Source organism: Amycolatopsis sp. NPDC041971, from assembly GCF_055588925.1.
In genome coordinates this window covers 235,688-262,516 of the sequence record NZ_JBVJCE010000010.1, presented here as the reverse complement: position 1 = coordinate 262,516, position 26,829 = coordinate 235,688, and the positions used below count along the sequence as shown (strand labels likewise).

Sequence of the window (26,829 nt, the reverse complement as noted above, 5' to 3'; positions counted from 1 at the left end):
CCCCTCGCATCTGGCACCCTTTCTTCTGCTTCTGCCCCTCCCCCCCCCCCCCCCCCCCCCCCCCCCCCCCCCCCCCCCCCCACCACCTAGACGTTCGGGGAGTAGTGCTCGGGTTTGCCCCGCTCCGAAAGCGGCGGAAGGTTCCTCGCGGGAGTCTCGACCAATGGCGCGTCCGGGGCCAGTTCGCCACGCTCCCGGCGCCAGCCCGCCCTGGCACGCGGGTGGTAGCGGCGGTCGCGCGGGACGAGTTTGAACGCCGCGTCGATCAGTTTCCCGAGCCGGCGGTGCCGCCGCTCGTCACGTTCGGTCCAGGTGTAGCCGAGCCGTTCGCGGATCGGCGGGTCGTAGAGGCCGACGGTCAGCCAGACGAAGTTCCGCGCCACGTGCCCGCGGACGAGGTGCCAGGCGAAGTCCGGCAACCAGGGCAGGAAATGCGGTTTGGCGATGTCCTGGATCTCGAGGACGTCGCGAGTAGCCTTGTTGTCCTCCAGCACGTCCTCGCACATGCGCTTCCAGTACAGCTGGAAGTCCTCCCACGACTCCGGCACGGGTCGCATGCTCATGCCGTACATCTCGTACCACTGGACGTGCTCGTCGAACAGCTTCCGCTTCTCGACCTCACCGATCCCGCCGCAGAAGTTGTCGGCGATGAGGATCGCGCTCACGAAGAACGTCGAATGCGCCCAGTAGAAGGTATCCGGGTTGAGCGCGTGATAGCGCCGCCCGCGTTCGTCGACACCCTTGATCCGATCGTGGTAGCCGCGCACCTCCAGCGCGGTCTGCCGGGCGCGTGGGCCGTCGTAGATCACTCCCCCGATCGGGTACAGCGAGCGGAACAGCCGTTGCCAGCGCTCCTCGAAGAACCGCGAATGCTCCTCGACGCCCGCGCCCAGCTCGGGGTGCATGTTCTGCATCGATCCGGCCCAGAGCGCGATGAGCAGCCCGCGCCAGTCGCCGAAGTACTTCCAGGTCAGCGAATCCGGTCCGAGCGGCCGCGGCTGTGTCATCCCCGGTCTCCTCACTGAGCTGGTTAAATTGACCACAACTGTTGTCAGGTTAAAGTTGACAACGGCCGTAGTCAACAAGAGGAGCCGATCATGGCCGGCCGGAGCTGGGCAGGCACGACCCTGGACGACCGCAAGGCCGCGCGGCGGGAACAACTCGTCGACGCGGGCCTCGACCTGCTCGGCACCCAAGGCAGCGCCGGGGTGAGCGTCCGCGCGGTGTGCCGCCACGCCAAGCTGACGGAGCGGTACTTCTACGAGAGCTTCACCGACCGCGAGGAACTGGTCGTCGCGGTCTACGAGCACATCGGCGAGCAGGCGCGGCAAGCCCTCGTCGACGCCGTCAGCGACACGGCCGAACCCGCCGAACGAGCGAAAGCCGCCGTCCGCGCCTTCGTCGAATTGATGCTCGACGATCCGCGCAAAGGCCGCGTGCTCCTGCTCGCGCCGATCACCGATCCCGCGCTGACCACACGCGGGATCGCGCTCCTCCCCTCCTTCGCCGAACTGGTCAGCGGGCAGCTGTCCCACGGTGACGCGGCCGAACGGCAGATGACGTCGATCGGGCTGGTCGGCGCGCTGAGCAACGTGTTCATCGCCTACCTCGACGGCTCGCTCAAGGTGAGCCGCGAGCGCCTGATCGACCACTGCGTCCGCCTCGTCCTCGGGGCCGACCGTCAACCCTGACCGCGTTCGGCGACCAGCTGCAGGGCGATGTCGATGATCATGTCCTCCTGACCGCCCACGTATTTCGCGGCGCCGACGCGATAGAGGATTTCGTGTGCGGGGACGTCGTATCGCTCGGCGGCGCGTTCCGCGTGCAAAAGGAAACTCGAGTACACCCCGGCGAATCCCTGCACGATCGACGAGCGGTCCATCACCGGCAGCCGCGTGATGTAGGGCTTCACGACGTTCTCGGCCGCGTCCATCAGCACGTCCTTGTCGACGCCCGTACGGATCCCGAGCCGCTCGAACGTCGCCGCGAGGACCTCGGTCGGCGAGTTTCCCGCACCAGCGCCGAGCGCCACGAGCGAACCGTCGATCTGCCGCGCGCCCGCCCGGTAGGCGAGCATCGAGTTCGCGACGCCGAAGCTCAAGTTCTGGTGTCCGTGATAGCCGACCTGCGCCTGGTCCCCGAATTCCGCCACCAGCGCGGCGACGCGTTCGCCCGCGTCCTCCAGGATCAAGGCCCCGGCCGAGTCGACGACATAGACGCACTGGCAGCCGGCGTCGACCATGATCCGGCCCTGTTTCGCCAGTGCCTCGGGCGTGGACATATGGGACAGCATCAGAAATCCGACCGTTTCCAGCCCGAGGTCGCGTGCCGCGCCGAAATGCTGGACGGACACGTCGGCCTCGGTGCAATGGGTCGCGATCCGGACCGCGCCCGCGCCGAGGTCGGCCGCCACCCTCAGGTCACCGACCGTGCCGAGGCCGGGCAGCAGCAGTACCGCGATCTTCGCGTGGCTTGCCTCGTTGACCGCCGCGGCGATCAGCTTCCGTTCGTCCACAAGGGAGAAGCCGTAGTTGAACGTCGAGCCGCCGAGACCGTCGCCGTGGCTGACCTCGATCAGCGAGACCCCGGCGCCGTCCAGTGCCCGGACGGTGTCGCGTACGTTCTTCTCGGTGAACTGATGCGCCATCGCGTGGCTGCCGTCGCGCAGGCTCGTGTCGACCAGCCGGACCTCACGGTTCACGTCGTCCCAGCTCATGCCGCCACCTCCTGAGTGGCCAGCAGATCGCCGACCCGGGCGGCCGCGGCCGTCATGATGTCGAGGTTCCCGGCGTACTTCGGCAGGAAGTCACCGTTCCCGGCGACCTCGAGGAACACCGCGACCCGCGCCCGCCCGCTCCAGCCCGGCCGAGGAGGGTCGTATTGGGGATCCGCCTTGAGCGTGTAACCCGGCACGTAACCCTGAACGGTCTCGACCATGCGGTGGATGGATTCGCTCACCACGTCGAAGTCGGCGTCCGGGTCGATCGCGCAGAACACCGTGTCGCGCATGATCATCGGCGGTTCGACCGGATTGATGATGATGATCGCCTTGCCGCGGCTCGCTCCTCCGACGAGTTCGATCCCGCGCGCCGTCGTCGCGGTGAACTCGTCGATGTTCGCCCGAGTGCCCGGCCCGGCCGAACGCGACGAAACGGACGCGACGATCTCTGCGTAGGGCACCGGCGTCACCCGGGACACCGCGTGCACGATCGGGATCGTGGCCTGACCACCGCAGGTGATGAGGTTGACGTTCGGCACGTCCAGCCGTTCGGGCAGGCCAACCGCGGGGCAGGTGAACGGGCCGATCGCGGCCGGCGTCAGGTCGATCGCGCGGATCCCGGCGGTGGCGTAGCGCGGCGCGTTGGCCAGATGTGCCTTCGCCGAGGTCGCTTCGAAGACCAGGTCCGGCAGTTCGTCGCGCGACAGCAGCCAGTCGACGCCACCGGCGGAGGTCTCCAATCCCAGCTCGGCGGCCTTGGCCAGCCCGTCCGAGTCCGGGTCCACGCCGACCATGTACCGCACCTCGACGTGTTCGCTGCGCCTGAGCTTCGCGAGCAGGTCGGTGCCGATGTTCCCGGGACCGACGATCGCGGCCACCGCTTTCCGTTGCGCCATACCAGGTGACGCTCCCCGAGCGGATAGGGCACACTCAACCCATGCGTGCCGCTGGGCGGAACGACGACCCGGAACGAACCGGAACGGACGGCCTCGTCGCCGCCCGGATCTCCGCGCTGCTGTCGGCCTTCCGTCCCGGCGACGACGCGCTCGGCGTTTCCGAACTGGCGCGGCGGACCGGACTGGCGAAGTCGACCGTCCACCGGCTCACCGGGCATCTGGTCGCGACCGGCCTGCTCGAACGCGAGGACACGACACTGCGGCTCGGGCTAAAACTGTTCGAGATAGGCCAGCTGGCGGTCCGGCGCCGCGGGCTGGTCGAGGCGGCGCGGCCGTATCTCGCCGATCTCCGCGAGGCGACCAGGAACACCGTGCACCTGGCGGTCCTGGAAGGCAACGAAGTCGTCTATCTCGACATCCTGCGAGGACCCGACGCGCCGTCACTGCCGTCGCGGATCGGCGGTCGTTTTCCCGCGCACGCCACCGGTGTCGGCAAGGCGATCCTCGCGTTCTCGCCGGAATCCGTGGTGACACAAGTGATCGACGCCGGGTTGCCGCGGATCAGCGTGCGGACGATCACCGCCGCCGGCCTGCTGCGCCGTCAGCTCACCAAGATCCACGCTGAAGGAATCGCGTTCGAACGCGAGGAATCCGGCGTCGGTGTCGTGTGCGCGGCGAGCCCGCTGCTCGACGCGCAGGGGGTGGCGGTGGCGGCGTTGTCGATCTCCGGCTGGGCGAATCGCATGCACACCAACCGGGTCGCGCCCGCGGTGCGGACCGCCGCTTTGGCGTTGTCGCGCACGCTCTGAAGGCTTAGGCGAGAAGCCCTCGCCCGACCAGTTCCGGCCGCACGCCTTCGCCGAACCAGTACGCCTCCGCCAGAAGCGCCGGTGGCTCGCCTCCCGCGCATTTAGCCCCGGCGCATTTAGTCCTCTGAACGCGGAAACGGTGGCGCGGTGGAGGTAGGTCCAGGCGGGCGGTAGGTCCGGCTCAGGGCTTCCGATGAGCGTGCCCACGGCGGGGTCGTGAGTGGCGATTCGGGTTAGAACACGATTTGCCACTCACGACCCCCGTGCCACTCCCCGCATTCAGAGGACTAAATGCGGCGATGGGGAAGGCTCAGCCGCCGAACATCAGCCGCCATTCCTCCAGCGACTTGGGCCGGTACACGAAGTTCGTGTCCTTCACCCGCGAAAGGTTCGCCGACGGCTCGGCCGAGTACTGGTGACCCGGGTAGACGACCGGATCCCCGTCCAGCCCCGCCAGCCATTGCAGGCTCCGGTAGATCGCGTCCGCGTCACCGCCGGGGAAATCGGTCCGGCCGCAGCCTTCGAGGAACAGCGTGTCACCGGAGACCAGCCGCCCGTCGACCAGGAAGCACTGGCTGCCGGGCGTGTGTCCCGGCGTGTGCAGCAGCCGGATCGGCACGGCGCCGACCTCGAGGACCTCGTCGTGTTCGTGCGAGCGCAGATCGGTCTCCGAGACGCCGGTGATCCGGCGGACCCATTCGGCTTCGGCGGTATTGACGTGGATCGGTACCTGGACGCGCTCCAGCAGCTCCGCGATCCCCGGCAGCGAGAAGCCCATCATCTCGCCGCCGACGTGGTCTGGGTGATGATGGGTCGCGAGCACGCCGGTCAGCCGCATACCGTCGGCTTCCAGCAGGTCGAGCAGATCGCCGACGGCGTACGCCGGGTCGACGATGACGGCCTCGTTCGTCTCCCGGTCGCCGATCAGATAGGCGAAGTTGACCATCTGTGTCGCGACCGGATCCCCCACCGCGAAGTCACGGCCCGCGAGCAATTGCCGGAAGTACAGCCTGTCAGCCATGCGCACACCTTACGGCGCTACTCGCCCGTGGTTCCGTCGGCCAGCTCCCGCAGGATGTCCAGATGCCCGACGTGCCGCGCGGTCTCCTGAACGACGTGCGCGAGCACCCAGCGGACGGTGAACTCCCCCGAGCGGCGCGCCCGGTCGTCCGGCGAGACCCCGGCCAGCGACGACTCCGAGAGCGCCCACTCGGCGCGGTACGCCTCGACGACCGAACGCGGGTCGTCGTCCTCGGTCAGGTTCCAGCTCGGATCCGGTGAGCCGTCCCACAGCGAAGGCAGCTCGGCGCCGCCCGCTTCGATCGAGAGCCACCAGCGCTCCACGGCGGTCAAATGCTTGAGCAGTCCCAGCGCGCTCATCCGCTGGGACGCCGGCAGCGGCGTCGCGGCCGCCTGCTCCCTGGTCAGCCCGGCGACCTTGTTCACCGCGGTGGCGCGGAGGAAGCGCAGGAAGTCCCACTGGATCCCGGCTTCGTCCTCGGCGATCCCGTCCGGCCAGGCTCGCGCCACCGGCTCGGCGGCACTCGAACTCGTGTTCGACATATGGCCACTGTACACAGCGGAACGGGTCTAGGCTGATGATCCATGTGGTGGGGATTGGTTTGCGCGTTCTTCGCGGCCTGTGCGTACGGCGTCGCTTCGGTGATGCAAGCGATCGCCGCGAAAGCGACCTCGGGCACCGAGGACCGCGTCGATCCCCGGCTGCTCATGCGGGTGTTGCGGCAGTGGAAGTTCGTCGCGGGTCTGGCGCTGGACGTGATCGGGTTCGTCGCCCAACTCGCCGCCCTGCGGGTGCTGCCGCTGTTCGTGGTCCAGGCGGCGTTGGCGGGAAGCCTCGCCGTGACCGCGGTCGCGGCGAGGACGCTCGGTGTCCGGTTGGGACGTCGCGAGTGGACGGCGGTCGCGGTCGTCTGCGCCGGGCTCGCGTTGCTCGGCATGTCGGCGGAGAGCGAGGGCTCGTCGGCGACCGGCCCGGGTTTCCGGCTCGTGCTGATCGGCGCGGTGGTCGTACTCGGCACGGCGGGGATGTTCGCCGGCCGCGCGCCGCGGCGGATCCGGACACCGGCGCTGGGCCTGATCGCGGGACTGTGCTTCGGCGTGGTCGCCCTTTCCGGCCGCGTGCTCACCAGCCTCGCCCCGCTGGAGCTGCTGACCGACCCCGCCGTCTACACCTTGGTCGTGGCGGGCGCGCTGGCGATGTTGTTCTACGCCACCGCGTTGCAACGCGGCAGTGTCACCACCTCGACCGCGATGATGGTGATCGGCGAGACCGTCTTCCCTTCCCTGATCGGAATTCTCGTGCTGGGCGACACCACGCGACCGGGGTTCGCGGCCCTGGCGGCGGTCGGGTTCGTGCTCGCGGTGTCGGCGGCGCTGGCGCTGGCCCGCTTCGGCGAGCCCGCGCCGATCGAACCGGTCAGCGCGCAGCTCGGCTGATCCCGCGCCGGGACACCAGCAGCCAGGCCAGGTACAGCCCGCCGATCGCCCCGGTCACCAGGCCGACGGGCAGACCGGCGAGGAGCTGCTGGGTGATCAGATCGCTCGTCACCAGCAGGAGCATGCCCATCAGCGCGGCCGCGGCGAGCCCTGGTCCCGAAGACCGCGTCAGCCGCTTCGCCAGCTGAGGCGCGGCGAGCGCCAGGAACGCGATCGGGCCGGTGGCGGCCGTGGCGATGGAGCACAGCCCGACGCTGACCCCGAGGAGCACGATCCGGCTCCGCTGCACCGGCACGCCCAGTCCCTTGGCGGAGTCGTCACCCATCTCCAGCAGGGAAAGTCTTCTGCCGTAGACCAAGGCGGGCGGGAGCAGGACGGCGATGGCGATCGCGACCGGGACGACGTGCTCCCAGCCGCGTCCGTTGAGCCCGCCGACCAGCCATGCCTGCGCCGCCAGGCCGTCCTGCCAGGCGGCCCTGGTGATCAGGTACGAGTTGAAGGCGAGGAGCATCGCGTTCACCCCGATGCCGACGAGGATCAGCCGGAACGTGTGCACGCCGCCGTTCAGCGCGAGCAGCGCGATCAAGGCCGCGGTGACGACGCCGCCGACCAGCGCACCGAACGACACCTGAAGCATGCCGCCGTGCACCACGATGATCGTCAGCAGTGCCCCCGCGGCGGCGCCTTGGGTGAAGCCGATGAAATCGGGACTGCCCAAGGGATTCCCGGACAGGCTCTGCAGGATCGCGCCGCTGACCGCGAGCGCGCCGCCGACCAGCAACGCGGTCAGCAGCCGCGGCAGCCGCAGGGTGGTCACGATGAACTCGGTGCTCCGGTCGCCGAAGCCGAACAGCGTCTGGATGACCTCACCGACGGACAACGGGTAGTCGCCGGTGGTCATGCTGACCGCGCCGACGAAGAACACGGCCACGGCCAGCAGCGTGACGACGACCGCCGCCCGCGGGGTGACACGCAGGGACAGTCCGCCGCCCGGAGTGCGCAGGACGCGGGTGCTCATCGGTGGGCGCTCCTTGATCGCGGTCACAGGCGGGCCGGCTTCCGGCGGCGGCAGAGCGCGATGAACACCGGCGCGCCGAGGAACGCGACCACGATGCCGGCCTGCAGTTCCTCCGGCGGGTTCAGCACGCGGCCGACGACGTCGGCGCCGATCAGCGCGATCGGCGCGAGCAGCATCGAGTACGGCAGGACCCAGCGCTGGTCCGGACCGACCAGCATGCGCGCGGCGTGCGGCACGGCGAGCCCGAGGAACAGGACCGGCCCGATGGCCGCGGTACCCGCGCCGCAGAGCAGGGTCACCACGATGGCGCCCAGCACCCGGGTGCGGCCGACGTGGGCGCCGAGTGCCCTGCCGGTCTGGTCACCGAGCGCGAGGACGTTGAGCGGCCGGGCGAGCAGCAGCGCGATGACCGCGCCGACCGCCACGAACGGCGAGATCTGCCAGAACACATCCCATTTGCGGCCGCTGAGCGAACCGACGTTCCAGAAGCGGAACTGGTTGAACGTCTCCGGCATCAGCAGCAGGATCCCGACAATGTAGGCCTGGAGCACCGCCATCACGGCAGAACCCGCGAGCACGAGCCGGTCCGGGGTGGCGCTGCGGCCCGCCGAGCCGAGGACGTACACCACGACCGACGCGATCGCCGCCCCGGCGAAGGCGAACCAGATGTAGCCGAGTACACCGGTGACCCCGACGAACGCGATGCCCGACACGACCGCGGCCGAGGCACCGGTGTTGACCCCGAGCAGGCCGGGGTCGGCGAGCGGGTTCCGGGTGAGCGCCTGCATCACCGCGCCCGCCAGGCCCAGCGCCACGCCGACGACCACGCCCAGCAGGGTCCGCGGGATGCGGAGGTCGTGGATGATCACCGCTTCGGTCGAGCCGTCGTTGTGCCACAGCACCGTCCAGGTGGAGGTGAACGGGATGCTCTTCGACCCCACCCAGATACCGAGCAGGAACACCAGCGCCAGCAAGGCGAGCCCGAGCACCAGACCGCCCGCGCGGAACGTCCGGGCCGCCGCGCTGGGCGGGGACGACGTGGCGGGCGCGCGTTCGGTGACGACCACGAAACCTCCTTCGAGTGAGGCGAGGCTAACCGAACGCCGGAGTTCACCTCAATGAGCTACTTACTTAGACTAGCCTTACCTACCCCCGAACTACGGAGGCGCCGGTGTCCGCAACGGCCACCACCAGCCGGAGCGTCCTGCGCCAGGCCATCTCCGGGCAGCGGCGTCGAGTCACGCTCGCTGCCGTGCTCGCCGTCGGACACCAAGGCGGTGAAGCACTCGTCCCGGTGATCATCGGGGTGGTGATCGACCAGGCGGTCGCCGGCGGTTCCGTGGGCACGCTCGTGTTCTGGCTCGCCGTGCTCGGCGTGGTCTTCGCGGGACTGTCCTACAGCTACCGGTTCGCCGCGCGCGCGGCCGAAGGCGCCTCGCTGCGGGCGGCGCACGACCTCCGCATCGCGATCAGCCGTCGCGTCCTGCATCCCGGCGGCGGCGCCGAAAACGGCAAGCTGGCGGGTGAACTGGTCAACATCGGCACCAGCGACGCGCAGCGCGTCGGGGTGGTGAACGCGGCGCTGCCGTTCGGGGTCGCCGCGCTCGCCGGGGTACTGGTCAGCGCCGTGGCCCTGGTGCGCATCTCGCTTCCGCTGGGACTCCTCGTGCTCCTGGGCACGCCGCCGCTGCTGTACCTGGCGCATCTCATCGGCAAGCCGCTGGAACGCCGCAGCGAGGCCGAGCAGGAGCGTTCCGCGCACGCTTCGGGGGTCGCCACGGATCTGGTCTCCGGCCTGCGGGTGCTCAAGGGCATCGGCGCCGAACCGGCCGCCGTCGCCCGCTATCGCGACACCAGCCAGAACTCGCTCAAGGCGACCTTGCGCGCCGCGCGGGCGAAGGCCTGGCACGACGGCGCGGTGCTCGCGCTGACCGGCGTCTTCATCGCGGTCGTCGCCCTCGTCGGCGGGCGGCTCGCGGCGTCGGGATCGATCAGCGTCGGCGACCTCGTCGCCGCGGTGGGGCTCGCTCAATTCCTGCTTACCCCGTTCCTGATCTTCTCGTGGGTCAACGGAGAACTGGCGCAGGGCCGCGCGTCGGCGTCCCGGGTCGCCGACCTGCTGGCCATGCCGGTGACGGTCGAACCGGGTGACGGCGAACTCCCGTCCCCCGCCGGCGGGAACGTCAAGTTCACCGAGGTCTCGTACCGCGGCCTCCGCGGGGTCGACCTCGACATCCCGGCCGGACAGCTGATCGGTGTCGTCGCCGCCGATCCGGCCGCCGCGACCGATCTGCTCGACTGCCTCGGCCGGGCAAGCGATCCCGCCGAGGGCAAGGTCCACGTCGACGGTGTCGACCTGTCCACTGTGGACCCTGAACGGGTACGGGAGGTCGTCCTGGTCGCCGCGCACGACGCGGACCTGTTCGAAGGAACGCTGGCGGAGAACGTCCACGCCGGTGGCCGCGAATCCGGTGAGGCGCTGGCCGCGTCGGCGGCGGACGAGGTCGCGGCGGCACTGCCGGAGGGCACCGCGACCGCGGTCACCGAACGCGGGCGTTCCCTCTCCGGCGGGCAGCGGCAACGGGTCGCGCTCGCCCGTGCGCTCGCCGCGGACGCGCCGGTGCTCGTCGTCCACGACCCGACGACGGCGGTGGACACGGTGACCGAGGCGAAGATCGCCGCCGGGCTCGCCCGGCTACGACGAGGACGGACCACGATCCTGGTGACCACGAGCCCCGCCCTGCTCGCCGTGACGGACCGCGTCGTCGTCCTCGACGGCGGCCGGATCATCGGCGAGGGCGGCCACGCCGAACTCGCCCGCGACCGCGCCGACTACCGCGCGGCCGTGCTGTCATGACCCGCCAACTGCTCCCCACCGCCGACGGCAGGCGGATCCGCGCCGTCCTCGGTGAACTGCTCCGCACCTCGAAGGCCCGTGCCGCCGGCGCGCTGGCGATGCTCGTCGCCGCGACCGCGATCGGATTGCTCACCGCTCGCCTGCTCGGCCATATCGTCGACCTGGTCATCGAAAAACGGCCCGCGACCGAACTGACCACCCCCGTGGTGGCGCTGGTCCTGGTCGCCGTCGGGCAGGCGATCGCGACGGCGCTGGGTGTTTCGCTGACCGCGAAGCTCGGCGAAACGCTGCTGGCGGAACTGCGTGAGCGGTTCGTCGACCGAGCGCTCGGTCTCCCGCTGGAACAGGTCGAACGCGCGGGTTCCGGCGACCTGACCGCGCGCGTCACCAACGACGTCGCGGTGGTCGCGAGGGCGGTCCGCGAGGCCCTGCCCGAACTGGGCCGCTCGGTGCTCACCATCGTGCTGACCCTCGGCGCGCTCGCCGTCCTCGATTGGCGGTTCCTCCTGGCCGCGCTGCTGGCGACGCCGATCCAGCTGCACACCGTGCGCTGGTACGTCCGCAACGCCGTGCCGTTGTACGCGAAACAGCGGATCGCGACCGGTTCGCAGCAGCAGCAACTGCTCGACACGATCGGCGGCGCGAAGACCGTTCGGGCGTTCCGGCTCGCCGACGCCCATGTGGAGCGGGTCCGGCAGCGGTCCGAGGGTGCGATGGACCTGATGCTGCGCGGTGTCCGGCTGATGACGAAGTTCTTCGCCCGGCTCAACCTGGCCGAGTTCGTGGGGCTCTCGGCCGTGCTCGCGGCCGGTTTTCTACTGGTGGGCGCCGACGCGGTGACCGTCGGCGCGGCGACGGCGGCGGCGTTGTACTTCCACAGCCTGTTCGGTCCGATCAACAGCGCGCTGGCGCTGGTGGACGACGCGCAAGCGGCCGCCGCGAGCCTCGCCCGGTTGATCGGCGTCGCCGACCTGCCCGCCCCGCGCGAACCCGAGCTGCCCGCGAAACCCGTTGACGCGTCAGTGAAGGCGGCAGGCCTCTGTCATTCCTATGTCGACGGACACCCGGTGCTGCGGGACGTCGACCTCAGCCTCTCCCCCGGTGAACGGGTCGCGCTGGTCGGCGCGAGCGGGGCCGGGAAGACGACGCTGGCCAAGCTGATCGCCGGGATCCACACCCCGGACTCCGGGACGATCGCCGTCGGCGGGGTTCCGCTCGACGAGCTCGGGCCGTCCGCCACCCGGCAGGCCGTCGCGCTGATCAGCCAGGAGGTGCACGTCTTCGCCGGTTCGCTGGCGGACGACCTCCGGCTCGCCCGTCCCGGCGCGACCGACGCGGAGTTGTTGGCGGCATTGGAAAAAGTCGGCGCGCGCGGCTGGGCCGAGGCGCTGGACGAAGCTCTCGCGACCGTCGTCGGCGAAGGCGGGCACCAGCTGACCGTCACCCAATCCCAGCAGCTGGCGCTGGCCAGGCTGGTCCTCGCGGACCCGCTGATCGCGATCCTCGACGAAGCCACCGCCGAGGCCGGGAGCGCGGGCGCGAAAACCCTCGAAGCCGCCGCGGCCGCCGCATTGGAAGGCCGGACCGGTCTCGTCGTCGCGCACCGGCTGACGCAGGCCGCGGCGTCGGACCGTGTCGTCGTACTCGACGCGGGTGCGATCGTCGAAAGCGGGACACACGACGAACTCGTGGCCTCCGGTGGTCAGTACGCAACGCTTTGGGCGGCCTGGTCGGACAACCGTTCACGGACGTGACCCGGGACGCACCGTCACCGGTTGCAATCGGCCCATCGTCGTCTTAGGTTAGCCAAACCTGATTCTCGATCAACCCGGCCTTTCTCCGGACCGCTGATCACGAAGGACGGACGATGGCCCGAATCCCCACTCTCTCCGCCGTGCGCGGGCGCCTGAAGACCGCCGGCCTGCTGGCGTCCACTCTGGTGCTGGCCGCCTCGCTCACCGCGTGCGGAGGGGGCGGCGAGTCGGCCACGCCGGCCGCGCAGAACTCCGCCGGCTCCGCGGTGGACGCGAACGCGTTCCCGACGACGATCGAGCACAAGTACGGCAGCACCACCATCACCCAGGAGCCCAAGCGCGTCGTCACGGTCGGTCTGACCGAACAGGACGCGTTGCTCGCACTCGGCGTGGTCCCGGTCGGTGTCACCGAGTGGCTGGGCAAGTTCCCCGGGACCATCGGCCCGTGGGCGACCGACAAGCTCGCCGGCGCCGCGCTGCCCGAGGTCCTCAAGGACGTGGACGGGCCACAGTACGAGAAGATCGCCGCGCTCAAGCCGGATCTGATCATCGCGCTGTACTCCGGGCTCACCAAGGAGCAGTACGACAAGCTGAGCCGGCTCGGCGCCCCGGTCGTCGCGCAGCCCAAAGAGTACAACGACTACGGCATCCCCTGGAACGAGGCGACCAAGAAGGTCGGCCAGGCCGTCGGACGCGCCACGAAGGCGAACGAGCTGGTCAAGGGCGTCGAGGACAAGTTCGCCCAGGCTCGCAAGGAGCACCCGGAGTTCGCGGGCAAGTCGGCCCTGATGGCGTCGACCTACGAAGGCTATTTCGTCTACGGCAGCCAGGACGGGCGCTCGCACATCCTCGAATCGCTGGGCTTCAAGCTGCCCGCCGACCTCGACGCCGCCATCGGTGACAAGTTCGGCAAGAGCCTCAGCGCCGAGCGGACCGACCTGCTCGACCGCGACGCGCTCGTGTGGCTCATCGACACCCCGGCCAAGGCGCAGGAGATCCTCGGCAAGGACGCGCTCTACAGCGGCCTGAAGGTGTCGAAGGAAAAGCGCGAGGTCTTCATCGAGAACGAGGGCACCTATGGCAGCGCGGTCTCCTTCGTGACCGTGCTCAGCCTGCCGTACGTGATCGACCGGATCGTCCCGCAGCTCGCCGCCGCGGTCGACGGTGACCCGAAGTCCGAGGTCAAACCGACCGGCTGAGCCGTTCCCCGACGGAAAGGGACTTCTCTCGGCTGATCCGGGTACATGAAGGCCCCCTTCCTCGCGCCTGACGCAAGGAAGGGGGCCCTTCATGTACTTATCCCGTCACTAGCGGCGCTCACGAACCCCAAAAAGTGTGCAGCGGAACGGTGATCTGCTTCAGCCAGGTCTTCGTGGTGAAGTCCCGGGCCTTGACGACCACCGAGACCGGCGAGACCTCGACCTGCAGCCCCTGGTTGAACGCGCCGCCGAGGGACACTTCCCCGCCTTTGCCGTCATCCGTCCAGCCGGTCTGCACCGCGGCGGTGTTGACGACGGTGAACCCTTCGAGATTGCCGGTGCCCGGGACCACCCGGCGGACCACCCAGTCCGACAGATTGAGATCCCAGTGCGTGTGCCCGGAGAAGAGGAACACGTCCCGGTGGCGGCCGAGGATCGAAAGCAGCCTGTCGGGCTGGAGGTAATCGGACCGGTAAAGCTTGTTGTGCGTGCCGGAAACGGTGTTGGGCAGCGGATGATGCGTCAGCACCATCACCGGTTTGCGCCGGTTCGACCAGTACCGGAGGCGCTGTTCGAGCCAGGTGAACTGCCGGTCGCTGATCCAGACCTCGTCCCACAGTTTGGGGTCGTGGTACTTCGCGTACTGCTCGGTTCCGAGACAGAGCACCGGCACACCGCCGAACGACGTTTCGGAGTAGACGGTGTTGCGGCCCGCGAACCGGTAGAAGCTGCGGAAGAGGGAGTCCTCGGTCGTCCCGTTGGGCCAGGTCTCCTGGGCGAGGGTGTCGGGATCCCGCCATTTCGGGACGTAGAACTCGTGGTTGCCGATGGCCCACGCGACCTCGCGCGGATGCGGGTGCTTGTCGAAGGTCGAGCGAAGCTGGGCGTACTCGAAGTCGTAGCCGCGTGGGGTGAGATCCCCCGCGATACCGAGTCCCGCACTGCCCGGGTTGATCGCATGCAGGTCGTCGAGCGCCTTGCCGAAGTCGGTGAGGTCACCCTGGATGTCGCTGAGGACGTTGAAGCGGACGACTGGCCAGTGCGGCCCCCACTTCGCTTGCCCCTGGGGTTGCGCCTCCGCCTCGCCTGGCAGCATCGCTGCCCCTGCCGCCGCGCCACCGGCGGCCACCATGAACGCTCTTCGATCCATAACCCGAACGCTACTCACGTTTTATGGCCGAATTTCGTCGCGATTCTGAACATCGCAAGTCCGTGCAGGCCCCCTTGAGGCGAACTCGCGTGATTGGAGACCGCACACGCGTGACGGGAGACGGAACTCGCGTGCTTGGAGACGGAACTCGCGTGATGGGAAGGCGAACTCTCCACATCCGGCGGAGACACGCGAGATCCGGCTCCAGACACGCATGATCCGGCCGGAGACACGCGTGTTCCGGCTCCAGACACACGTGACCGCAGGACCGCGAACCGGCCAAGGGGCCTTCACGGACCGAAGCGGGTCAGGACTCCATGGCCTTGATGAGCGAAGCGGGGCGCAGGTCGGTCCAGTTGGTCTCGACGTACTCGAGGCACTCCGGGCGCGAGGCCGGGCCGAACTTCGTGGTCCAGCCGGCCGGGACCTCGACGAACTCGGGCCACAGGCTGTGCTGTCCCTCGTCGTTGACCAGCACCAGGTACGTGCCGTCGGGGTTCTCGAACGGGTTCGTCATTCCTTGTTCTCCTTCTGTACAGCCGGTGAATCCGCCCGGCGGTTGAGCGCGTCGAGCGCGAGGAACCAGCCCTCCGCCAGCTCCCGCACCGACTCTTCGGTCAGCACGGCCGCCGGCCAGGACCAGTGTGCGCCCAGTACGGGGCCGCCGGGGCGGTCCTCGGTCAGGACGTTGATCGTCAGCGCGTGCGAGACGGGCATCTCGTCGTCCGCGCCGAGTTCGGCGGCTTCGGCCTCCGCCGCGTACGACCAGTCGGTCGCCTCGGGGACGCCGATCCGGCCCAGGTAGTTGAACTCGATCTGCGGCTTCGCGAACTTGGCGAGTTCAGGACCGGTACGCGGGTCGAGATACCGGAGCAGACCGTGCCCGATCCCGCCGTCCGGCAGCCCGTCGAGGTGCTTCCGGACCCGAGCGAGCGCGGCATCGGCGGCGACTCCGCCCGCGAACGCGTCGTCCAGGTCGAGGTCGCCGAGGTCCAGGCACACCGGGACGACGGTGGTGAACCAGCCGACCGTCCGTGAAAGATCCGCGCCACCGGCGAGTTCCTCCTCGCGGCCGTGCCCCTCGACGTCGACCAGCACCGCCTGTCCCCCGTCCTGGCGCCACCGGGCGACGGCGAGCGCGAGGCCGGTGAGCAGGACGTCGTTGATGGTCGCACGGGACAGCAGCGGGGCCGTCCGTTCGGCGGGCAGGGTCAGCGACACCTTCTTCACGGTTTCCTGCACATCCCGCGCGGGGTCGAGCGGCCGGTCCAGCGGAAGCGGATCCCCACCGCCCAGTACGGACTTCCACCGGCCGAGTTCGCCCTTCCGGTCCTGCGTGGACAACGCTTGCGACCACCGCCGGAACGACCTGTCCACCGGGGACAGTCCAGGCGCCCCGCCGAGAGCGACCGCGTCCCACGCGGAAGCGAGATCCGGCAACAGGATCCGCCACGAAACACCGTCGACAGCCAGGTGATGGATCATCAGCAGCAACCGGCCGGGTCCCGACGCTCCCGCGTCGAACCAGGTCGCGCTCACCATCACGCCGGCGTCCGGCGAGAGCCTGGCGCGAGTCGCTGGACACCGGCCGGGTACAGCTCGCCCGCCACGCCGTCGGGCACCGGGCGGAGGCAGCCGTCGAGGACGTGCACCCGGGTGTTCCACACCGGACGTCCGATGGGGACGGACGCACCTTCGAAACCGCCGGCATCGAAGAAGGTCACGTCCACGGCGGCCTCGGTCGGGCCGTAGAGGTTGTGCAGCGGGACACCGGTGAGCGACCGCCAGCGGGTGGCGATCTCGCCGGTCAGCGCCTCGCCGCTGGAGAACACCTGACGCAACGAGCCGAGGTCGCCGGTGACCTCGTCGCTACCCAGGAACGCGGCGAGCATGGACGGCACGAAGTGCAACGTGGTGATCCCCTGCTCTCGGATCACCCGCGCGAGATACGCCGGGTCGCGGTGGCCGTCCGGTTCGGCCAGCACCACCGTCGCGCCTTCGCACAGCGCCCAGAAGAATTCCCACACGGACACGTCGAAACTCGACGGCGTCTTCTGCAGCACCCGGTCCGAGGCCGTGAGGCGGTACTCGTGCTGCATCCACGCGAGCCGGTTGACGATCGCGCGATGCGTGACGGCCACGCCCTTCGGCCGCCCGGTCGATCCGGAGGTGTAAATCAGGTACGCGGTGTTGTCGGGTCCGGCGGGCACACCCCGGACGTCGTCGGCGGCGGGTTCGCCGGTCACGGAAACCTGCGTCAGCCCGGCGACGACAGGGATCCGCGCGGCCGCCCCGGGTTCGGAGAGCACGAGCCGCGCACCGGAATCGGCCAGCATGTATTCGAGCCGGTCGGCCGGATAGTCGAGGTCGATCGGCAGGTACGCGGCCCCGGCCTTGAGGATCCCCAGCAGGGCGACCATCAGCTCGGCCGACCTCGGCACCGCCACGGCCACGACCTCTTCGGGACCGGCACCGAGGGAACGCAGCCTGCCTGCCAGGTTCTCCGCCTGGGAGTCGAGGTCGGCATAGGACAGTTCGGTGTCCTTGAACCGGACGGCCGTCGCGGACGGTGTCTTGGCGGCCTGCTCGGCGATGGCCTCGGCCAGCGTGCGCTCGGGCACCGGATGCGAGGTCGCGTTGAGTTCGGCCAGACGGCCGCGTTCGGCGGGCGAAAGGAGGTCGAGGGCGGCGACCGGCAGCCCCGGGTTCGCGGTCAGCGTCTCCAGCAGCCGGGCGAACCGTTCCGCGAGCTGCCCGGCCGCGACCGCGTCGACCCGGGCGGCGTCGAATTTGAGGCTGAACTCCAGGTCTTCACCCGGTGTCGCGATCACCGCGACCGGGAAGTGCACCGCGTCGGTCACTTCGATGCCGGTGAGGCGGACGGTTGCGGACACGCGTTCTTCGTCACGCGGGAAGTTCTCGACGACCACGAGGGTGTCGAACAATTCTTCCTGCCCGGCACCGGCGATCCGCTGCAGTTCGCCGAGGCCGAGATGCCGGTGCTCCAGCAACGCTGCCTGCTCGTCCTGCAGCCGCCGCAGCACGGCGGCGACGGTTTCGGAGGCGGACCAGCGCAGCCGCACCGGCACCGTGTTGATGTACAGGCCGACCGCCGACTCGAGACCGGCGGCACCGCTGTCGCGGCCGGAGACCGTGCTGCCGAACAGCACGTCGTCGCGGCCGGTGAGCCCGCCGAGCAGGAGTCCCCAGGCGCCGTGCAGGACGTTGCCGAGGGTGAGTCCGTGTGCGCGTGCCATGGCGGTCAGCTCCGCCGTCGCCCGCTCGCCGAGGCTCAGGTGCAGCCGCGACGGCTGTCGCTCAACCGTTTCCCGGCCTTCGCTCAGCCGGGTGGGTTCGTCCACTCCGGACAACGCCGCACGCCACGCTTCGCGCGAAGCCTCGTGATCGCGCGCCGAAAGCCGACGCAGGTGGTCCGTGCGGGTGCCGGGCTCCGGGAGCGGAGTGCCCGTTCCCGCGTATCCCGCCAGCAGTTCGCGGAGCAGCACCACGACCGACCAGCCGTCGGCGATGATGTGGTGGAAGGTGAGCGCCAGCTTGGCGCGATCTTCCCCGAGCCGGGTGAAGGTCGCCCGCAGCAGAGGTGGCCGGGCGAAGTCGAACCGGCGCGCGCGATCGGCCTGGAAGGCTTCCGCGGCGTCATCGGCGGCCACCTCCCGCCAGGGCAGTTCGGCGTGCCGGGTCACCGTCTGGACCACCTGACCGCCATCGAACTGCCGGAAGCCCGACCGCAGCGACGAGTACCGGTCCAGCAGCGACTGGGCCGATCGGCGCAGCGCGTCGGCGTCGACGTCCCCTCCGAGGTCGAGCACCTCCTGCACCGTGTAGATGTCGGCCGCCGTGCCGCCTTCGAACTCCGCGTGGAAGAAGAATCCTTCCTGCAACGGCGTGACCGGCAGGACGTCGGCGTACTCGGCGAGCGTCGTGCGTTCGGCGTCGGTCAGCTCCAGCAACGGCTTGTCGTCCACAGTGGACTCAATGGACTCGGCGGACACGGCGGACACGGCGGACACGGCTTCGGCGCAGGCGGCGAGTGCCTCGGGAGTCCGGTGCTGGAACACCTGGCGCGGCGTGATGGCGAGACCGTGTTCCGCCGCGCCCAGCACCAGCCGGATGGACAGAATGCTGTCGCCGCCGAGGGAGAAGAAGTCGTCATCCGCCCCGGCCGAGTCCAGCCCGAGAACCCGCGCGACGACGTCGCACAGGATCCGTTCCCGCTCGGTGCGCGGCGCGCGGCCGGTGGCGGCGGCACCGAAGTCCGGCAGGGGCAACGAGGTGCGGTCCAGCTTGCCGTTCGGCATGATCGGCAGCCGGTCGAGTCCCACGAAGGCCGACGGCACCATGTAGTGCGGCAGCGCCGATTCCGCGTGGCTCCGCAACTTCTTGAGCAGCGACGGCGACCTGTTCTCCTCCAGGACGACATAGGCCACCAGGCGCCGGTCCCCCGGCTTGACCTCGCGCGGCACGACGGCGATCCGCTCGACCCCGGCGTATTCGGCGAGCGCGGACTCGATCTCACCGGGTTCGATCCGGAACCCGCGGATCTTGACCTGATGATCGGTACGGCCGAGGAAGTCCAGGTTCCCGTCCGCACGCCAGCGGACCCGGTCACCGGTGCGGTACATGCGCTCGCCGCCGCCGGCGAAGGGATCCGCGACGAAACGTTCCGCCGTCAGCCCCGGACGTCCGGCGTATCCCCGCGCGAGACCGCGTCCACCGACGTACAACTCCCCTTCGACGCCGACCGGGACCGACCGCAACGCCGTGTCGAGGACGTAGCAGCGGGTGTTCGGGTCCGGTCTGCCGATCGGGATGGGCCCGGCCCAACCCGGATCGGCCGCCCACAAAGTCGAGTTCACCGTTGCCTCGGTCAGCCCATACGCGGCGACGACGGTCAGGTCTTCCGCCCAGCGCGCGATCAGTTCCGGCGGGACGGTCTCGGTGCCGACGATCAGCACCGCGCCCTTCGGCAGTTCGCACTCCGGCGGCAGCGCCGCGACCAGTGACGGCGGCAGGATCATGTGCGTCGCCGCTTTATCGGCGATGTAGCCGGTCAGTTCGACCCCCGCGACCCGGCGGTGCGACGGCACCACGATCAGCGTTCCGCCGACGCACAGGGACATGACCAGATCCCAGACCGTCACGTCGAATCCGGTCGAGGCGAACTGCACCACCCGGCTGTCCTGGCCGATGCCGATTCGCTCGGTGGCCGTGCTGATCAGACTGCCGATCCCGTCGTGGGACAGGACCACGCCTTTCGGCTTCCCCGTCGAACCCGAGGTGTAGATGACGTACGCGGCCTGGTTCAGCGAGATCCCGACGACGTCCACAGTGGACGCATCCAAGGCGGCGAGTTCGGCGGTGATCGCCGGATCGTCGAGAAGGACCCGCTCGACGTCCACACTGGACGGCAGCTGTGCGGATTCGTCCTTGGTGGACACGACGATCCTTGCGCTTGCGTGGGAAAGCATGTACGCGAGGCGATCCTCGGGATGATCGAGATCGAGCGGGAGGTACGCGGCCCCGGCCTTCATGACGGCGATGAGCGCGACGACGAGGTCGGCCGAACGCGGCATCGCCACGGCGACGACGTCCTCGTCACCGACACCGCGTCGCCGCAGCAGCCGGGCGAGCCGGTTGGCGGCGGCGTCGAGCTCGGCGTAGGTCAGCCGGACGACCTCGGCCTCCGGTTTCCGTGCCATCACCCGGTCGAACGCCTCGGGCCAGGACACCTCCGGCGAGTCCGCAAGGGCGGTCCCGAACTCCAGCACCCCGGCCCGTTCCTCCGCCGAGAGCAGATCGATCGCGGCCAACGGCAGTTCCGGGCCCTCCACCAGGGCGTCCAGTACCGCGGCGAACCGGCGGCGGTGCTCGGCGAGTTCGTCGTCGGACGAGACCGCCGCGTCGGCGTCGAAGTCGAAGCGGAGCCCACGTCCCTCGCCAGCGTCGTAAACGGCGATGGCGACGTCGCTGATCGGACCGAGTTCGAGGTTGTGCACGGTGGCGCTGGCGTCGCCGAACGTGAGTTCGCCGTCCACGGCCAGGTAGTTCACGCTCAGCCCGACGAGTTCGTGCACCCCGCCGCTCGCGCCGAGTTCGCGGGCGAGGTCCTCACCGCGGTATCGGCTGTGCTCCAGCAATGCGGAGACCTTTTCCGCGACCTGGGCGACCAGCCGCGCCGGTGTGGTCTCGGGCCGCACGGTCAGCCGCAGCGGCAGGACGTTGGACACCATGCCCGGCCGCTCACGCAGGGCGCGGGTAGTGCGCGCGGTGACCGGGAGACCGAGGACGAGGTCTTCGGCACCGGTCACCCGGTGGGCGTAGGCCGCCACCGCGGCGATCGCGACGCGGGACAGTCTCGTTCCGGCGTCCAACGCGAACTTCCGCACCGTCCCGGTCTTCGCCGCGGACAGCTCCCACGAGTGCCGTCGCAGCCGGACCTGCCCGGACGACGCGCGGCCGAGCAGCCGCACCGGATTCGGCCTGCCCGCGAGTTCGCCCAGCCAGTAGGCGCGGTCGGCTTGTCCGTCGTATTCTGCCTCGACGAACCCCGAAAGCGGCCAGGAAACTTCGTCGGCGGTGCCCGGATAGAGCGCCGCGGCGCGGCGGGTCAGGACGGCCTGCCCGTACGCGTCCATCACCAGATGGTGGTAACGCTGGAACCAGCGGACCCGGTCCCCGGCCAGCACCAGCAGCGTGTGCGCGGTCAGCGGCCCCCGGGTGAGATCGGCGACCACGGCCAGTTCGGCTCGCGCCCACTCGTCAGCCGCCCGCTCCGGATCCGGCTCACCGGTGAAGTCGAGGACGGCGACCTCACCGGGAGCGGCCGGGCGCTGGACCGGCGTGTCGCCCTCCAGCCCGACCGTGACATGCAGGCACTCCGCCTCCGCGACCGCCCGCCGAACGGCCTCACCCAGCCGGGCGATGTCGACGTCGCCGCGAAGCTCCGTGACCCAGCCGATCGTGTAGACCGGATCGGCCGGGTCGAGCTGCTGGGCGAGCCAGATCCCCTGCTGTGCCGGGGTCAGGGGAAAGCCGCGGTTCATCGGAGTTTGCCTCCACCGTTCAAGAGCGTGACGTCGTAAGCGAGTCAGGCTGGCCCGGACCCGCTGACCGCGTACTCGGGCCGGGAGGCGTCCGCGACTCGCCTGTCCACAATGGATTGGAGGATCTCCCCGACCCGGACGGCGGTGTTGGACAGTAGTGACGACGTGATGCCGTGCGTGTGCTCCGTGCCGCCCTGCAGGTAGATCCCACCGTCGAGCGGCGGTTCGGTGATGATCCGGTAGTCGCGTTCGACGCGGAGCCTGCCCTCGGCGTCACGCGTGCAGGCGGAGGCGAGCTCACCGAGCAACGGCGTCGGGTCCGCCTGGCTGTACCCGGTGGCGTACACGACGAAATCTGCGTCGATCGTGGTCCGCTCCCCGGTCTCCAGCGCCTCGATGGTGACCCGCACTTCGGAGCCCGTGTCGATGACCTCGGTGGGCCGGGAGACGTTGATCAGCTTCAGGCGTTCGATCCCCTGCACCTTCTCGCGGTAGACGCGGCGGTACAGCTCGTCGATCAGGTCGATGTCCACGGCCGAGTAGTTGGTCGCGCCGTGGTAGCGCATCAGGCGTTCCTTGACCTGTTCCGGCGCCGCGTAGAACCGCCCCACCGCTTCGGGGTCGAAGATGCGGTTGGCGAACGCGCTGTCGTCGGCCGGGCTGTAGCCGTAGCGCGCGAACACCGCGCACACCTCGGCCCGGGGGAAGCGGTCGTGCAGCAGCGCGCTGACCTCGGCCGCGCTCTGACCGGCGCCGACGACGACGAATCGGCGCGGCTCCTCGACGGCCATCGCCTCGAGCCGGTGCAGCAGTTCGCTGTTGTGCCAGATCCGTGTGCCCGGCGTCACACCTTCGGGAAGGTTCGGCCGCAGGCCGGTGCCCATCACCAGGTTGCGGGCGCGCAGGTTCACCAGTTCTCCGCCGGTGCGGGCGTGGACGTCGAAGAACACGATCTCGTCGCCGTCGACGATCGGCGTCACCGAAAGCACCTCGGTGCCGTAGGAAACCAGGTCGTCGACCTTTTCCGCCGCCCATTCGAAGTAGTCGTGGAACTCGATCCGCAACGGGAACAGGTTCTTGTGGTTGATGAAATCGACCAGCCGGTCCTTGCTGTGCAGGTACGACAGGAAGCTGAACGAACTCGTCGGGTTCCGCATCGTCGCCAGGTCCTTGAGGAAGGAGACCTGCATCGTGGCGTTGTCGATCAACATCCCGCGATGCCAGCCGAAACAAGGCTGCCGCTCGAGGAAGTGGGCAGTGACCGTCTCCGTTCCGGACGCGCCGTTGTGCTCGGTGACGGCGATGGCGAGCGCCAGGTTGGAAGGCCCGAACCCGATCCCGACCACGTCGTAGACCGGAACCCGTTCACCGACCACTGCTCGTGCCATCTTGAACCCCTAGCGCGGCTCAGCCGCATCTCGGTACTCGCAACAAAGACCAGGGAACCCTAACCTAAGTTAGGTGAGGCTCAACTAGTACTTTCAGTGGTGATGTTCATCCCTCGACCAGGAGGAGGCCGGTCCCATGCGGGTCGCCATGTTCGGATACCAGACCTGGGGACACCGCACCCTGCGGGCGTTGATCGACGCGGGTCACGATGTCGCCCTCGTCGTCACCCACCCGAAAAGTGATCACGCCTACGAGAAGATCTGGTCCGATTCGGTCGCGGATCTCGCCGAGGCCAACGGGATCCGCGCGCTGCTGCGCCAGCGTCCCGACGACGCCGAACTGCTGGCGGAGCTGAAGGAAGCCGATCTCGACCTGATCGTCGCCAACAACTGGCGCACCTGGCTGCCGCCCGAGATCTTCGAAATGCCGCGCCACGGCACGCTGAACGTCCACGACTCGCTGCTGCCCGCGTACGCCGGCTTCTCGCCGCTGATCTGGGCGCTCATCAACGGCGAGAAGGAAGTGGGCCTGACCGCCCACATGATGGACGCCGACCTCGACGCGGGCGACATCGTGCTGCAGCGGTCCGTTCCCGTCGGCCCGAAGGACACGACGACCGACCTCTTCCACCGGACGGTCGACCTCATCGCGCCGATCACCACCGAGGCGATCGAGCTCATCGCGAGCGGGGACTACACACCGGTCAAACAGGACAGGTCTAAGGCCAGCTTCTTCCACAAGCGCGCCCTCGAAGACAGTCTCATCGACTGGTCCTGGCCCGCCGACGAGATCGAGCGGCTGGTGCGCGCGCAGTCCGACCCGTACCCCAACGCCTTCACCTACCACCGCGGCAAGCAACTGCGCGTCGTGCGCTCCTCGGTGTCGGTAGGTCGCTACGGCGGAACCCCCGGGCGGATCTTCATCCGGGAGGGTGAAGGTGTCGTCATCGTCGCCGGGCCGGAAGCCCGCCGCGGCCGTTCGCACGGTCTCGTCATCGAGCGCGTCCGGACCGAGGACGGCACCGAACTGGCCGCGAACGACTACTTCCGCACCATGGGCGGATACCTCACCACCCGGCCCTGACCTCGTCGGGTCTCGGCGCGCGTGTCGTCCGTCCAGTCACGCGAACCCGCCGGTCGGTATAGATCCGGAACGCCACCTCGAGCCTGAGGAGCACCACCAGCCACGACAGCGCGTGAGGCCCCCGTCCCCACGTACATGAAGGCCCCCTTCCTTGCGCCTAGGTACAGGAAGGGGGCCTTCATGTACCTCACCCTGGCATCAGGCAAGTGAACGCCGCAGGTTACGCCACCCGATGTACCGCCGAGCGGGAGCCACTGGCCGCCGCCACCGTTCGGCGTCAGGATGGGCCCGTGACCGAGATCGTTTTCGACGAGAGCACCCGTTCCTGGCTCATCCGCATGGCGGCCACGAGCTACGCGCTCAGACTGACCGAGGACGACACCCCCGCCCACGTCCACTGGGGCCCCGCGCTCACGGCGGACCAGGTCGCCGACCTCCTCCCCCGGACCATGACGCGCTGGGATTCCTTCAACGATCCCAACGAGGGTCTGGACGAACTCGCCGTAGACGGCGGCACCCGGTACTGGACCCCCGCCCTCCAGGTCCGGTTCGCCGACGGGACCCGCGCCCTCGAATGGCGGTACGTCTCCCACGACATCGACGGCGGACGGCTGCTCGTCCATTTCCGCGATCGCCACTACCCCTTGCGCGTCACGCTCGGCTACCGCGTCCCGGACGGCACCGACGTCGTCGAACGCTGGACCGAACTCGCCCACGAAGACACCGAAGGCACCGAAGGCCCGATCGAGATCATCCGCGCCGACTCGGCGACATGGGCCGTGCCGGTCCGGCCGGACTACCGGATCAGCCACGTCGTCGGCGGGTGGGCCGCGGAGAGCCGGCTGCTCCGGGAGCCGGTGCCCCATGGCGAAACCACGTTCGGCAGCAGGCGCGGCATCACCAGCCACCATGCCAACCCGTGGGTGATGCTCGACGACGGCGAAGCGACCGAACGGCACGGTGAGGTCTACAGCACGGCGCTCGCGTGGAGCGGTTCGTGGCGGATCACCACCACCCGCTCGTCCGCCGGCCGCCTCACCGTGACCGGCGGCTCCGGCCAGGACGGCGTCGTCCCCCGGCTCGCCCCCGGCGACACGCTCACCACGCCGGTCTTCGCCGGGTTGTACACCGAAGGCGGATTCGGCGCCGCGAGCCGGGCCTGGCACGCGTACACACTCGGCCATGTCCTGCCGTATCCCGGCGAATTCCGGCCGGTGCTCTACAACTCCTGGGAGGCCACCGGTTTCGACGTCACCGAAGACGGACAGTGGAAGCTGGCGGAGAAAGCGGCGGCCCTCGGTGTCGAACTGTTCGTGATGGACGACGGCTGGTTCGGCGCCAGGAACGGCGACCACGCCGGTCTCGGCGACTGGCACGTCAACCGCCACAAGTTCCCGAACGGTCTGGAACCGCTGATCGGCGAAGTGCACCGGCTCGGCATGAAGTTCGGGCTCTGGGTCGAACCCGAGATGGTCAACCCGGACAGCGACCTGTACCGCGCGCATCCGGACTGGGTCCTGCACCATCCACAAAGGACTCGCTCGGAGCTGCGAAACCAGCTGGTGCTCAATTTCGCCCGCCCGGACGTCGCCGAATGGGCGTTCGGCACGCTCGACTCCCTCGTCGGCGTGCACGGGATCGACTTCCTGAAATGGGACATGAATCGCCCGTTCAGTGAAGCGGGCTGGCCCGCCGACGCCGATCCGGATCGGCTGTGGGTGGAGCACACCGAAGCGGTCTACGCGATCATGGACCGCCTTCGCGCCCGCCATCCCGGGCTGCGGATCGAAGCGTGCAGCGGTGGTGGTGGCCGGATCGATCTCGGGATCATGGCCAGGACGGACCAGGTCTGGACCTCCGACAACACCGACGCGCTCGACAGGCTCGTCATCCAGCACGGCTACGGGCAGGTGTACCCGGCGCGCGCGATGTCGGCGTGGGTCACCGACGACCCCAACTTCGTCACCCGCCGATCCACGCCGCTGCGCTTCCGATTCCACGTCGCGATGGCCGGCGTACTCGGTATCGGCGGCGACATCGTCAAGTGGTCCGAGGAGGAACTCGGGTACGCCCGTGGGCAGATCGCGTTGTACAAGGAGATCCGGCCGGTCGTCCAGCACGGCGAGCTCTACCGTCTCGTGCCGCCGACCGGTGACGGCGTCTCCGCGCTGCAGTACGTGGCGGCCGGCGGCGGGCGCGCGGTCGTGTTCGTGTTCCGGCAAGCGGCACATTTCCACATTCCCGAACGACCGGTCCGGCTCGACGGTCTCGACCCCGCCGCCCGCTACCGCGACGAGGACACCGGGAAGGTGTGGCACGGCGCCTCGCTCCTGGCACACGGCCTGTTCCCGGGTCTGCCGGACGGCGATTTCGCCAGTGTGGTGATTCGAATGACCAAGCTGTAAGCGGCCGATAGATCAGATGTATCGCCCAT

20 protein-coding genes are annotated in these 26,829 nt (G+C 69.4%); 8 read left to right on the top strand and 12 right to left on the bottom strand.

Annotation, left to right across the window (positions count from 1 at the left end; translation table 11 throughout):
* Positions 1 to 86: 86 nt before the first annotated feature.
* On the bottom strand, positions 87 to 1,007 hold the full coding sequence (locus ACZ6DT_RS21390; RefSeq protein WP_465597848.1) for an oxygenase MpaB family protein: 921 nt from the start codon (positions 1,005 to 1,007) through the stop codon (positions 87 to 89).
* A gap of 90 nt (positions 1,008 to 1,097) precedes the next feature.
* Between ACZ6DT_RS21390 and ACZ6DT_RS21385 the strand changes: the two genes are divergently transcribed.
* Positions 1,098 to 1,691 (top strand): TetR/AcrR family transcriptional regulator, encoded by a 594-nt coding sequence (locus ACZ6DT_RS21385; protein ID WP_396561767.1) that lies wholly within the window; start codon positions 1,098 to 1,100, stop codon positions 1,689 to 1,691.
* Here the strand turns inward: ACZ6DT_RS21385 and dmpG are convergent.
* Positions 1,682 to 2,716 carry a 4-hydroxy-2-oxovalerate aldolase gene (dmpG, locus tag ACZ6DT_RS21380; protein WP_465597845.1) on the bottom strand — a complete coding sequence of 345 codons (1,035 nt, stop codon included), beginning with the start codon at positions 2,714 to 2,716 and terminating at the stop codon, positions 1,682 to 1,684. The genes ACZ6DT_RS21385 and dmpG overlap by 10 nt on opposite strands.
* Positions 2,713 to 3,615 (bottom strand): acetaldehyde dehydrogenase (acetylating), encoded by a 903-nt coding sequence (locus ACZ6DT_RS21375; RefSeq protein ID WP_465597842.1) that lies wholly within the window; start codon positions 3,613 to 3,615, stop codon positions 2,713 to 2,715. The genes dmpG and ACZ6DT_RS21375 overlap by 4 nt, the downstream gene beginning before the upstream one ends.
* 41 nt (positions 3,616 to 3,656) lie before the next feature.
* Between ACZ6DT_RS21375 and ACZ6DT_RS21370 the strand changes: the two genes are divergently transcribed.
* Entirely contained in the window at positions 3,657 to 4,424 is a 768-nt protein-coding gene (locus ACZ6DT_RS21370; protein ID WP_465597839.1) for an IclR family transcriptional regulator, read from the top strand.
* 310 nt (positions 4,425 to 4,734) lie between these two features.
* Here the strand turns inward: ACZ6DT_RS21370 and ACZ6DT_RS21365 are convergent, their stop codons facing one another.
* Both ACZ6DT_RS21365 and ACZ6DT_RS21360 read right to left on the bottom strand, forming a co-directional pair.
* Positions 4,735 to 5,445, bottom strand: coding sequence for an MBL fold metallo-hydrolase (locus tag ACZ6DT_RS21365; protein ID WP_465597836.1), 711 nt, complete (start codon positions 5,443 to 5,445; stop codon positions 4,735 to 4,737).
* Positions 5,446 to 5,462: 17 nt separating this feature from the next.
* Positions 5,463 to 5,987 (bottom strand): DinB family protein, encoded by a 525-nt coding sequence (locus ACZ6DT_RS21360; protein WP_465597833.1) that lies wholly within the window; start codon positions 5,985 to 5,987, stop codon positions 5,463 to 5,465.
* A 42-nt stretch (positions 5,988 to 6,029) separates the two neighbouring features.
* Between ACZ6DT_RS21360 and ACZ6DT_RS21355 the strand changes: the two genes are divergently transcribed.
* Positions 6,030 to 6,881, top strand: a complete 852-nt coding sequence (locus ACZ6DT_RS21355) for a DMT family transporter (protein ID WP_465597830.1) — start codon at positions 6,030 to 6,032, stop codon at positions 6,879 to 6,881.
* Here ACZ6DT_RS21355 and ACZ6DT_RS21350 read toward each other — a convergent pair.
* Together ACZ6DT_RS21350 and ACZ6DT_RS21345 are read right to left on the bottom strand one after the other, a co-directional pair.
* Positions 6,862 to 7,899, bottom strand: coding sequence for a FecCD family ABC transporter permease (locus ACZ6DT_RS21350; protein ID WP_465597828.1), 1,038 nt, complete (start codon positions 7,897 to 7,899; stop codon positions 6,862 to 6,864). The genes ACZ6DT_RS21355 and ACZ6DT_RS21350 overlap by 20 nt on opposite strands.
* 23 nt (positions 7,900 to 7,922) lie before the next feature.
* On the bottom strand, positions 7,923 to 8,966 hold the full coding sequence (locus ACZ6DT_RS21345) for a FecCD family ABC transporter permease (RefSeq protein WP_465597825.1): 1,044 nt from the start codon (positions 8,964 to 8,966) through the stop codon (positions 7,923 to 7,925).
* Between the two features lie 104 nt (positions 8,967 to 9,070).
* Between ACZ6DT_RS21345 and ACZ6DT_RS21340 the strand changes: the two genes are divergently transcribed.
* The 3 genes from ACZ6DT_RS21340 to ACZ6DT_RS21330 all read left to right on the top strand — a co-directional run bounded on the left by ACZ6DT_RS21340 (position 9,071) and on the right by ACZ6DT_RS21330 (position 13,709).
* The gene (locus ACZ6DT_RS21340; RefSeq protein ID WP_465597822.1) at positions 9,071 to 10,756 is read left to right on the top strand and encodes an ABC transporter ATP-binding protein; all 1,686 of its coding nucleotides are present in this window, start codon (positions 9,071 to 9,073) and stop codon (positions 10,754 to 10,756) included.
* Positions 10,753 to 12,510 (top strand): ABC transporter ATP-binding protein, encoded by a 1,758-nt coding sequence (locus ACZ6DT_RS21335; RefSeq protein ID WP_465597819.1) that lies wholly within the window; start codon positions 10,753 to 10,755, stop codon positions 12,508 to 12,510. The genes ACZ6DT_RS21340 and ACZ6DT_RS21335 overlap by 4 nt, the downstream gene beginning before the upstream one ends.
* Before the next feature lie 113 nt (positions 12,511 to 12,623).
* A complete protein-coding gene (locus tag ACZ6DT_RS21330) occupies positions 12,624 to 13,709 on the top strand; it encodes an iron-siderophore ABC transporter substrate-binding protein (RefSeq protein WP_465597816.1) in 1,086 nt (361 codons plus the stop codon).
* Between the two features lie 118 nt (positions 13,710 to 13,827).
* Here ACZ6DT_RS21330 and ACZ6DT_RS21325 read toward each other — a convergent pair whose 3' ends face one another.
* The 5 genes from ACZ6DT_RS21325 to ACZ6DT_RS21305 form a co-directional block, all read right to left on the bottom strand.
* A complete protein-coding gene (locus ACZ6DT_RS21325) occupies positions 13,828 to 14,859 on the bottom strand; it encodes a DUF4073 domain-containing protein (RefSeq protein ID WP_465597813.1) in 1,032 nt (343 codons plus the stop codon).
* Between the two features lie 307 nt (positions 14,860 to 15,166).
* Positions 15,167 to 15,376, bottom strand: a complete 210-nt coding sequence (locus ACZ6DT_RS21320; protein ID WP_409495448.1) for an MbtH family protein — start codon at positions 15,374 to 15,376, stop codon at positions 15,167 to 15,169.
* Entirely contained in the window at positions 15,373 to 16,401 is a 1,029-nt protein-coding gene (locus ACZ6DT_RS21315) for a condensation domain-containing protein (RefSeq protein WP_465597809.1), read from the bottom strand. Before ACZ6DT_RS21315 ends, ACZ6DT_RS21320 begins: the two co-directional genes overlap by 4 nt.
* Positions 16,401 to 21,923, bottom strand: coding sequence for an amino acid adenylation domain-containing protein (locus ACZ6DT_RS21310; protein ID WP_465597806.1), 5,523 nt, complete (start codon positions 21,921 to 21,923; stop codon positions 16,401 to 16,403). The genes ACZ6DT_RS21315 and ACZ6DT_RS21310 overlap by 1 nt, the downstream gene beginning before the upstream one ends.
* A 44-nt stretch (positions 21,924 to 21,967) precedes the next feature.
* Positions 21,968 to 23,311, bottom strand: coding sequence for a lysine N(6)-hydroxylase/L-ornithine N(5)-oxygenase family protein (locus tag ACZ6DT_RS21305; protein ID WP_465597803.1), 1,344 nt, complete (start codon positions 23,309 to 23,311; stop codon positions 21,968 to 21,970).
* Between the two features lie 136 nt (positions 23,312 to 23,447).
* Here ACZ6DT_RS21305 and ACZ6DT_RS21300 point away from each other — a divergent pair, with 136 nt between their 5' ends.
* Together ACZ6DT_RS21300 and ACZ6DT_RS21295 are read left to right on the top strand one after the other, a co-directional pair.
* Complete coding sequence (locus tag ACZ6DT_RS21300) at positions 23,448 to 24,395, top strand: methionyl-tRNA formyltransferase (RefSeq protein WP_465597800.1); 948 nt, start codon at positions 23,448 to 23,450, stop codon at positions 24,393 to 24,395.
* 290 nt (positions 24,396 to 24,685) lie between these two features.
* Positions 24,686 to 26,800 carry an alpha-galactosidase gene (locus ACZ6DT_RS21295; RefSeq protein ID WP_465597797.1) on the top strand — a complete coding sequence of 705 codons (2,115 nt, stop codon included), beginning with the start codon at positions 24,686 to 24,688 and terminating at the stop codon, positions 26,798 to 26,800.
* The last annotated feature ends 29 nt before the right edge of the window (positions 26,801 to 26,829 follow it).

Bases quoted from the DNA above. Each gene is read 5' to 3' on its own strand.
- ACZ6DT_RS21300 (WP_465597800.1), top strand. From the start codon at position 23,448: ATGCGGGTCGCCATGTTCGGATACCAGACCTGGGGACACCGCACCCTG.
- ACZ6DT_RS21305 (WP_465597803.1), bottom strand. From the start codon at position 23,311: ATGGCACGAGCAGTGGTCGGTGAACGGGTTCCGGTCTACGACGTGGTC.
- ACZ6DT_RS21330 (WP_465597816.1), top strand. From the start codon at position 12,624: ATGGCCCGAATCCCCACTCTCTCCGCCGTGCGCGGGCGCCTGAAGACC.
- ACZ6DT_RS21310 (WP_465597806.1), bottom strand. From the start codon at position 21,923: ATGAACCGCGGCTTTCCCCTGACCCCGGCACAGCAGGGGATCTGGCTC.
- ACZ6DT_RS21390 (WP_465597848.1), bottom strand. From the start codon at position 1,007: ATGACACAGCCGCGGCCGCTCGGACCGGATTCGCTGACCTGGAAGTAC.
- ACZ6DT_RS21355 (WP_465597830.1), top strand. From the start codon at position 6,030: ATGTGGTGGGGATTGGTTTGCGCGTTCTTCGCGGCCTGTGCGTACGGC.
- ACZ6DT_RS21385 (WP_396561767.1), top strand. From the start codon at position 1,098: ATGGCCGGCCGGAGCTGGGCAGGCACGACCCTGGACGACCGCAAGGCC.
- ACZ6DT_RS21370 (WP_465597839.1), top strand. From the start codon at position 3,657: ATGCGTGCCGCTGGGCGGAACGACGACCCGGAACGAACCGGAACGGAC.
- ACZ6DT_RS21325 (WP_465597813.1), bottom strand. From the start codon at position 14,859: ATGGATCGAAGAGCGTTCATGGTGGCCGCCGGTGGCGCGGCGGCAGGG.
- ACZ6DT_RS21350 (WP_465597828.1), bottom strand. From the start codon at position 7,899: ATGAGCACCCGCGTCCTGCGCACTCCGGGCGGCGGACTGTCCCTGCGT.
- ACZ6DT_RS21365 (WP_465597836.1), bottom strand. From the start codon at position 5,445: ATGGCTGACAGGCTGTACTTCCGGCAATTGCTCGCGGGCCGTGACTTC.
- ACZ6DT_RS21320 (WP_409495448.1), bottom strand. From the start codon at position 15,376: ATGACGAACCCGTTCGAGAACCCCGACGGCACGTACCTGGTGCTGGTC.
- ACZ6DT_RS21375 (WP_465597842.1), bottom strand. From the start codon at position 3,615: ATGGCGCAACGGAAAGCGGTGGCCGCGATCGTCGGTCCCGGGAACATC.
- ACZ6DT_RS21315 (WP_465597809.1), bottom strand. From the start codon at position 16,401: ATGGTGAGCGCGACCTGGTTCGACGCGGGAGCGTCGGGACCCGGCCGG.
- dmpG (WP_465597845.1), bottom strand. From the start codon at position 2,716: ATGAGCTGGGACGACGTGAACCGTGAGGTCCGGCTGGTCGACACGAGC.
- ACZ6DT_RS21335 (WP_465597819.1), top strand. From the start codon at position 10,753: ATGACCCGCCAACTGCTCCCCACCGCCGACGGCAGGCGGATCCGCGCC.
- ACZ6DT_RS21360 (WP_465597833.1), bottom strand. From the start codon at position 5,987: ATGTCGAACACGAGTTCGAGTGCCGCCGAGCCGGTGGCGCGAGCCTGG.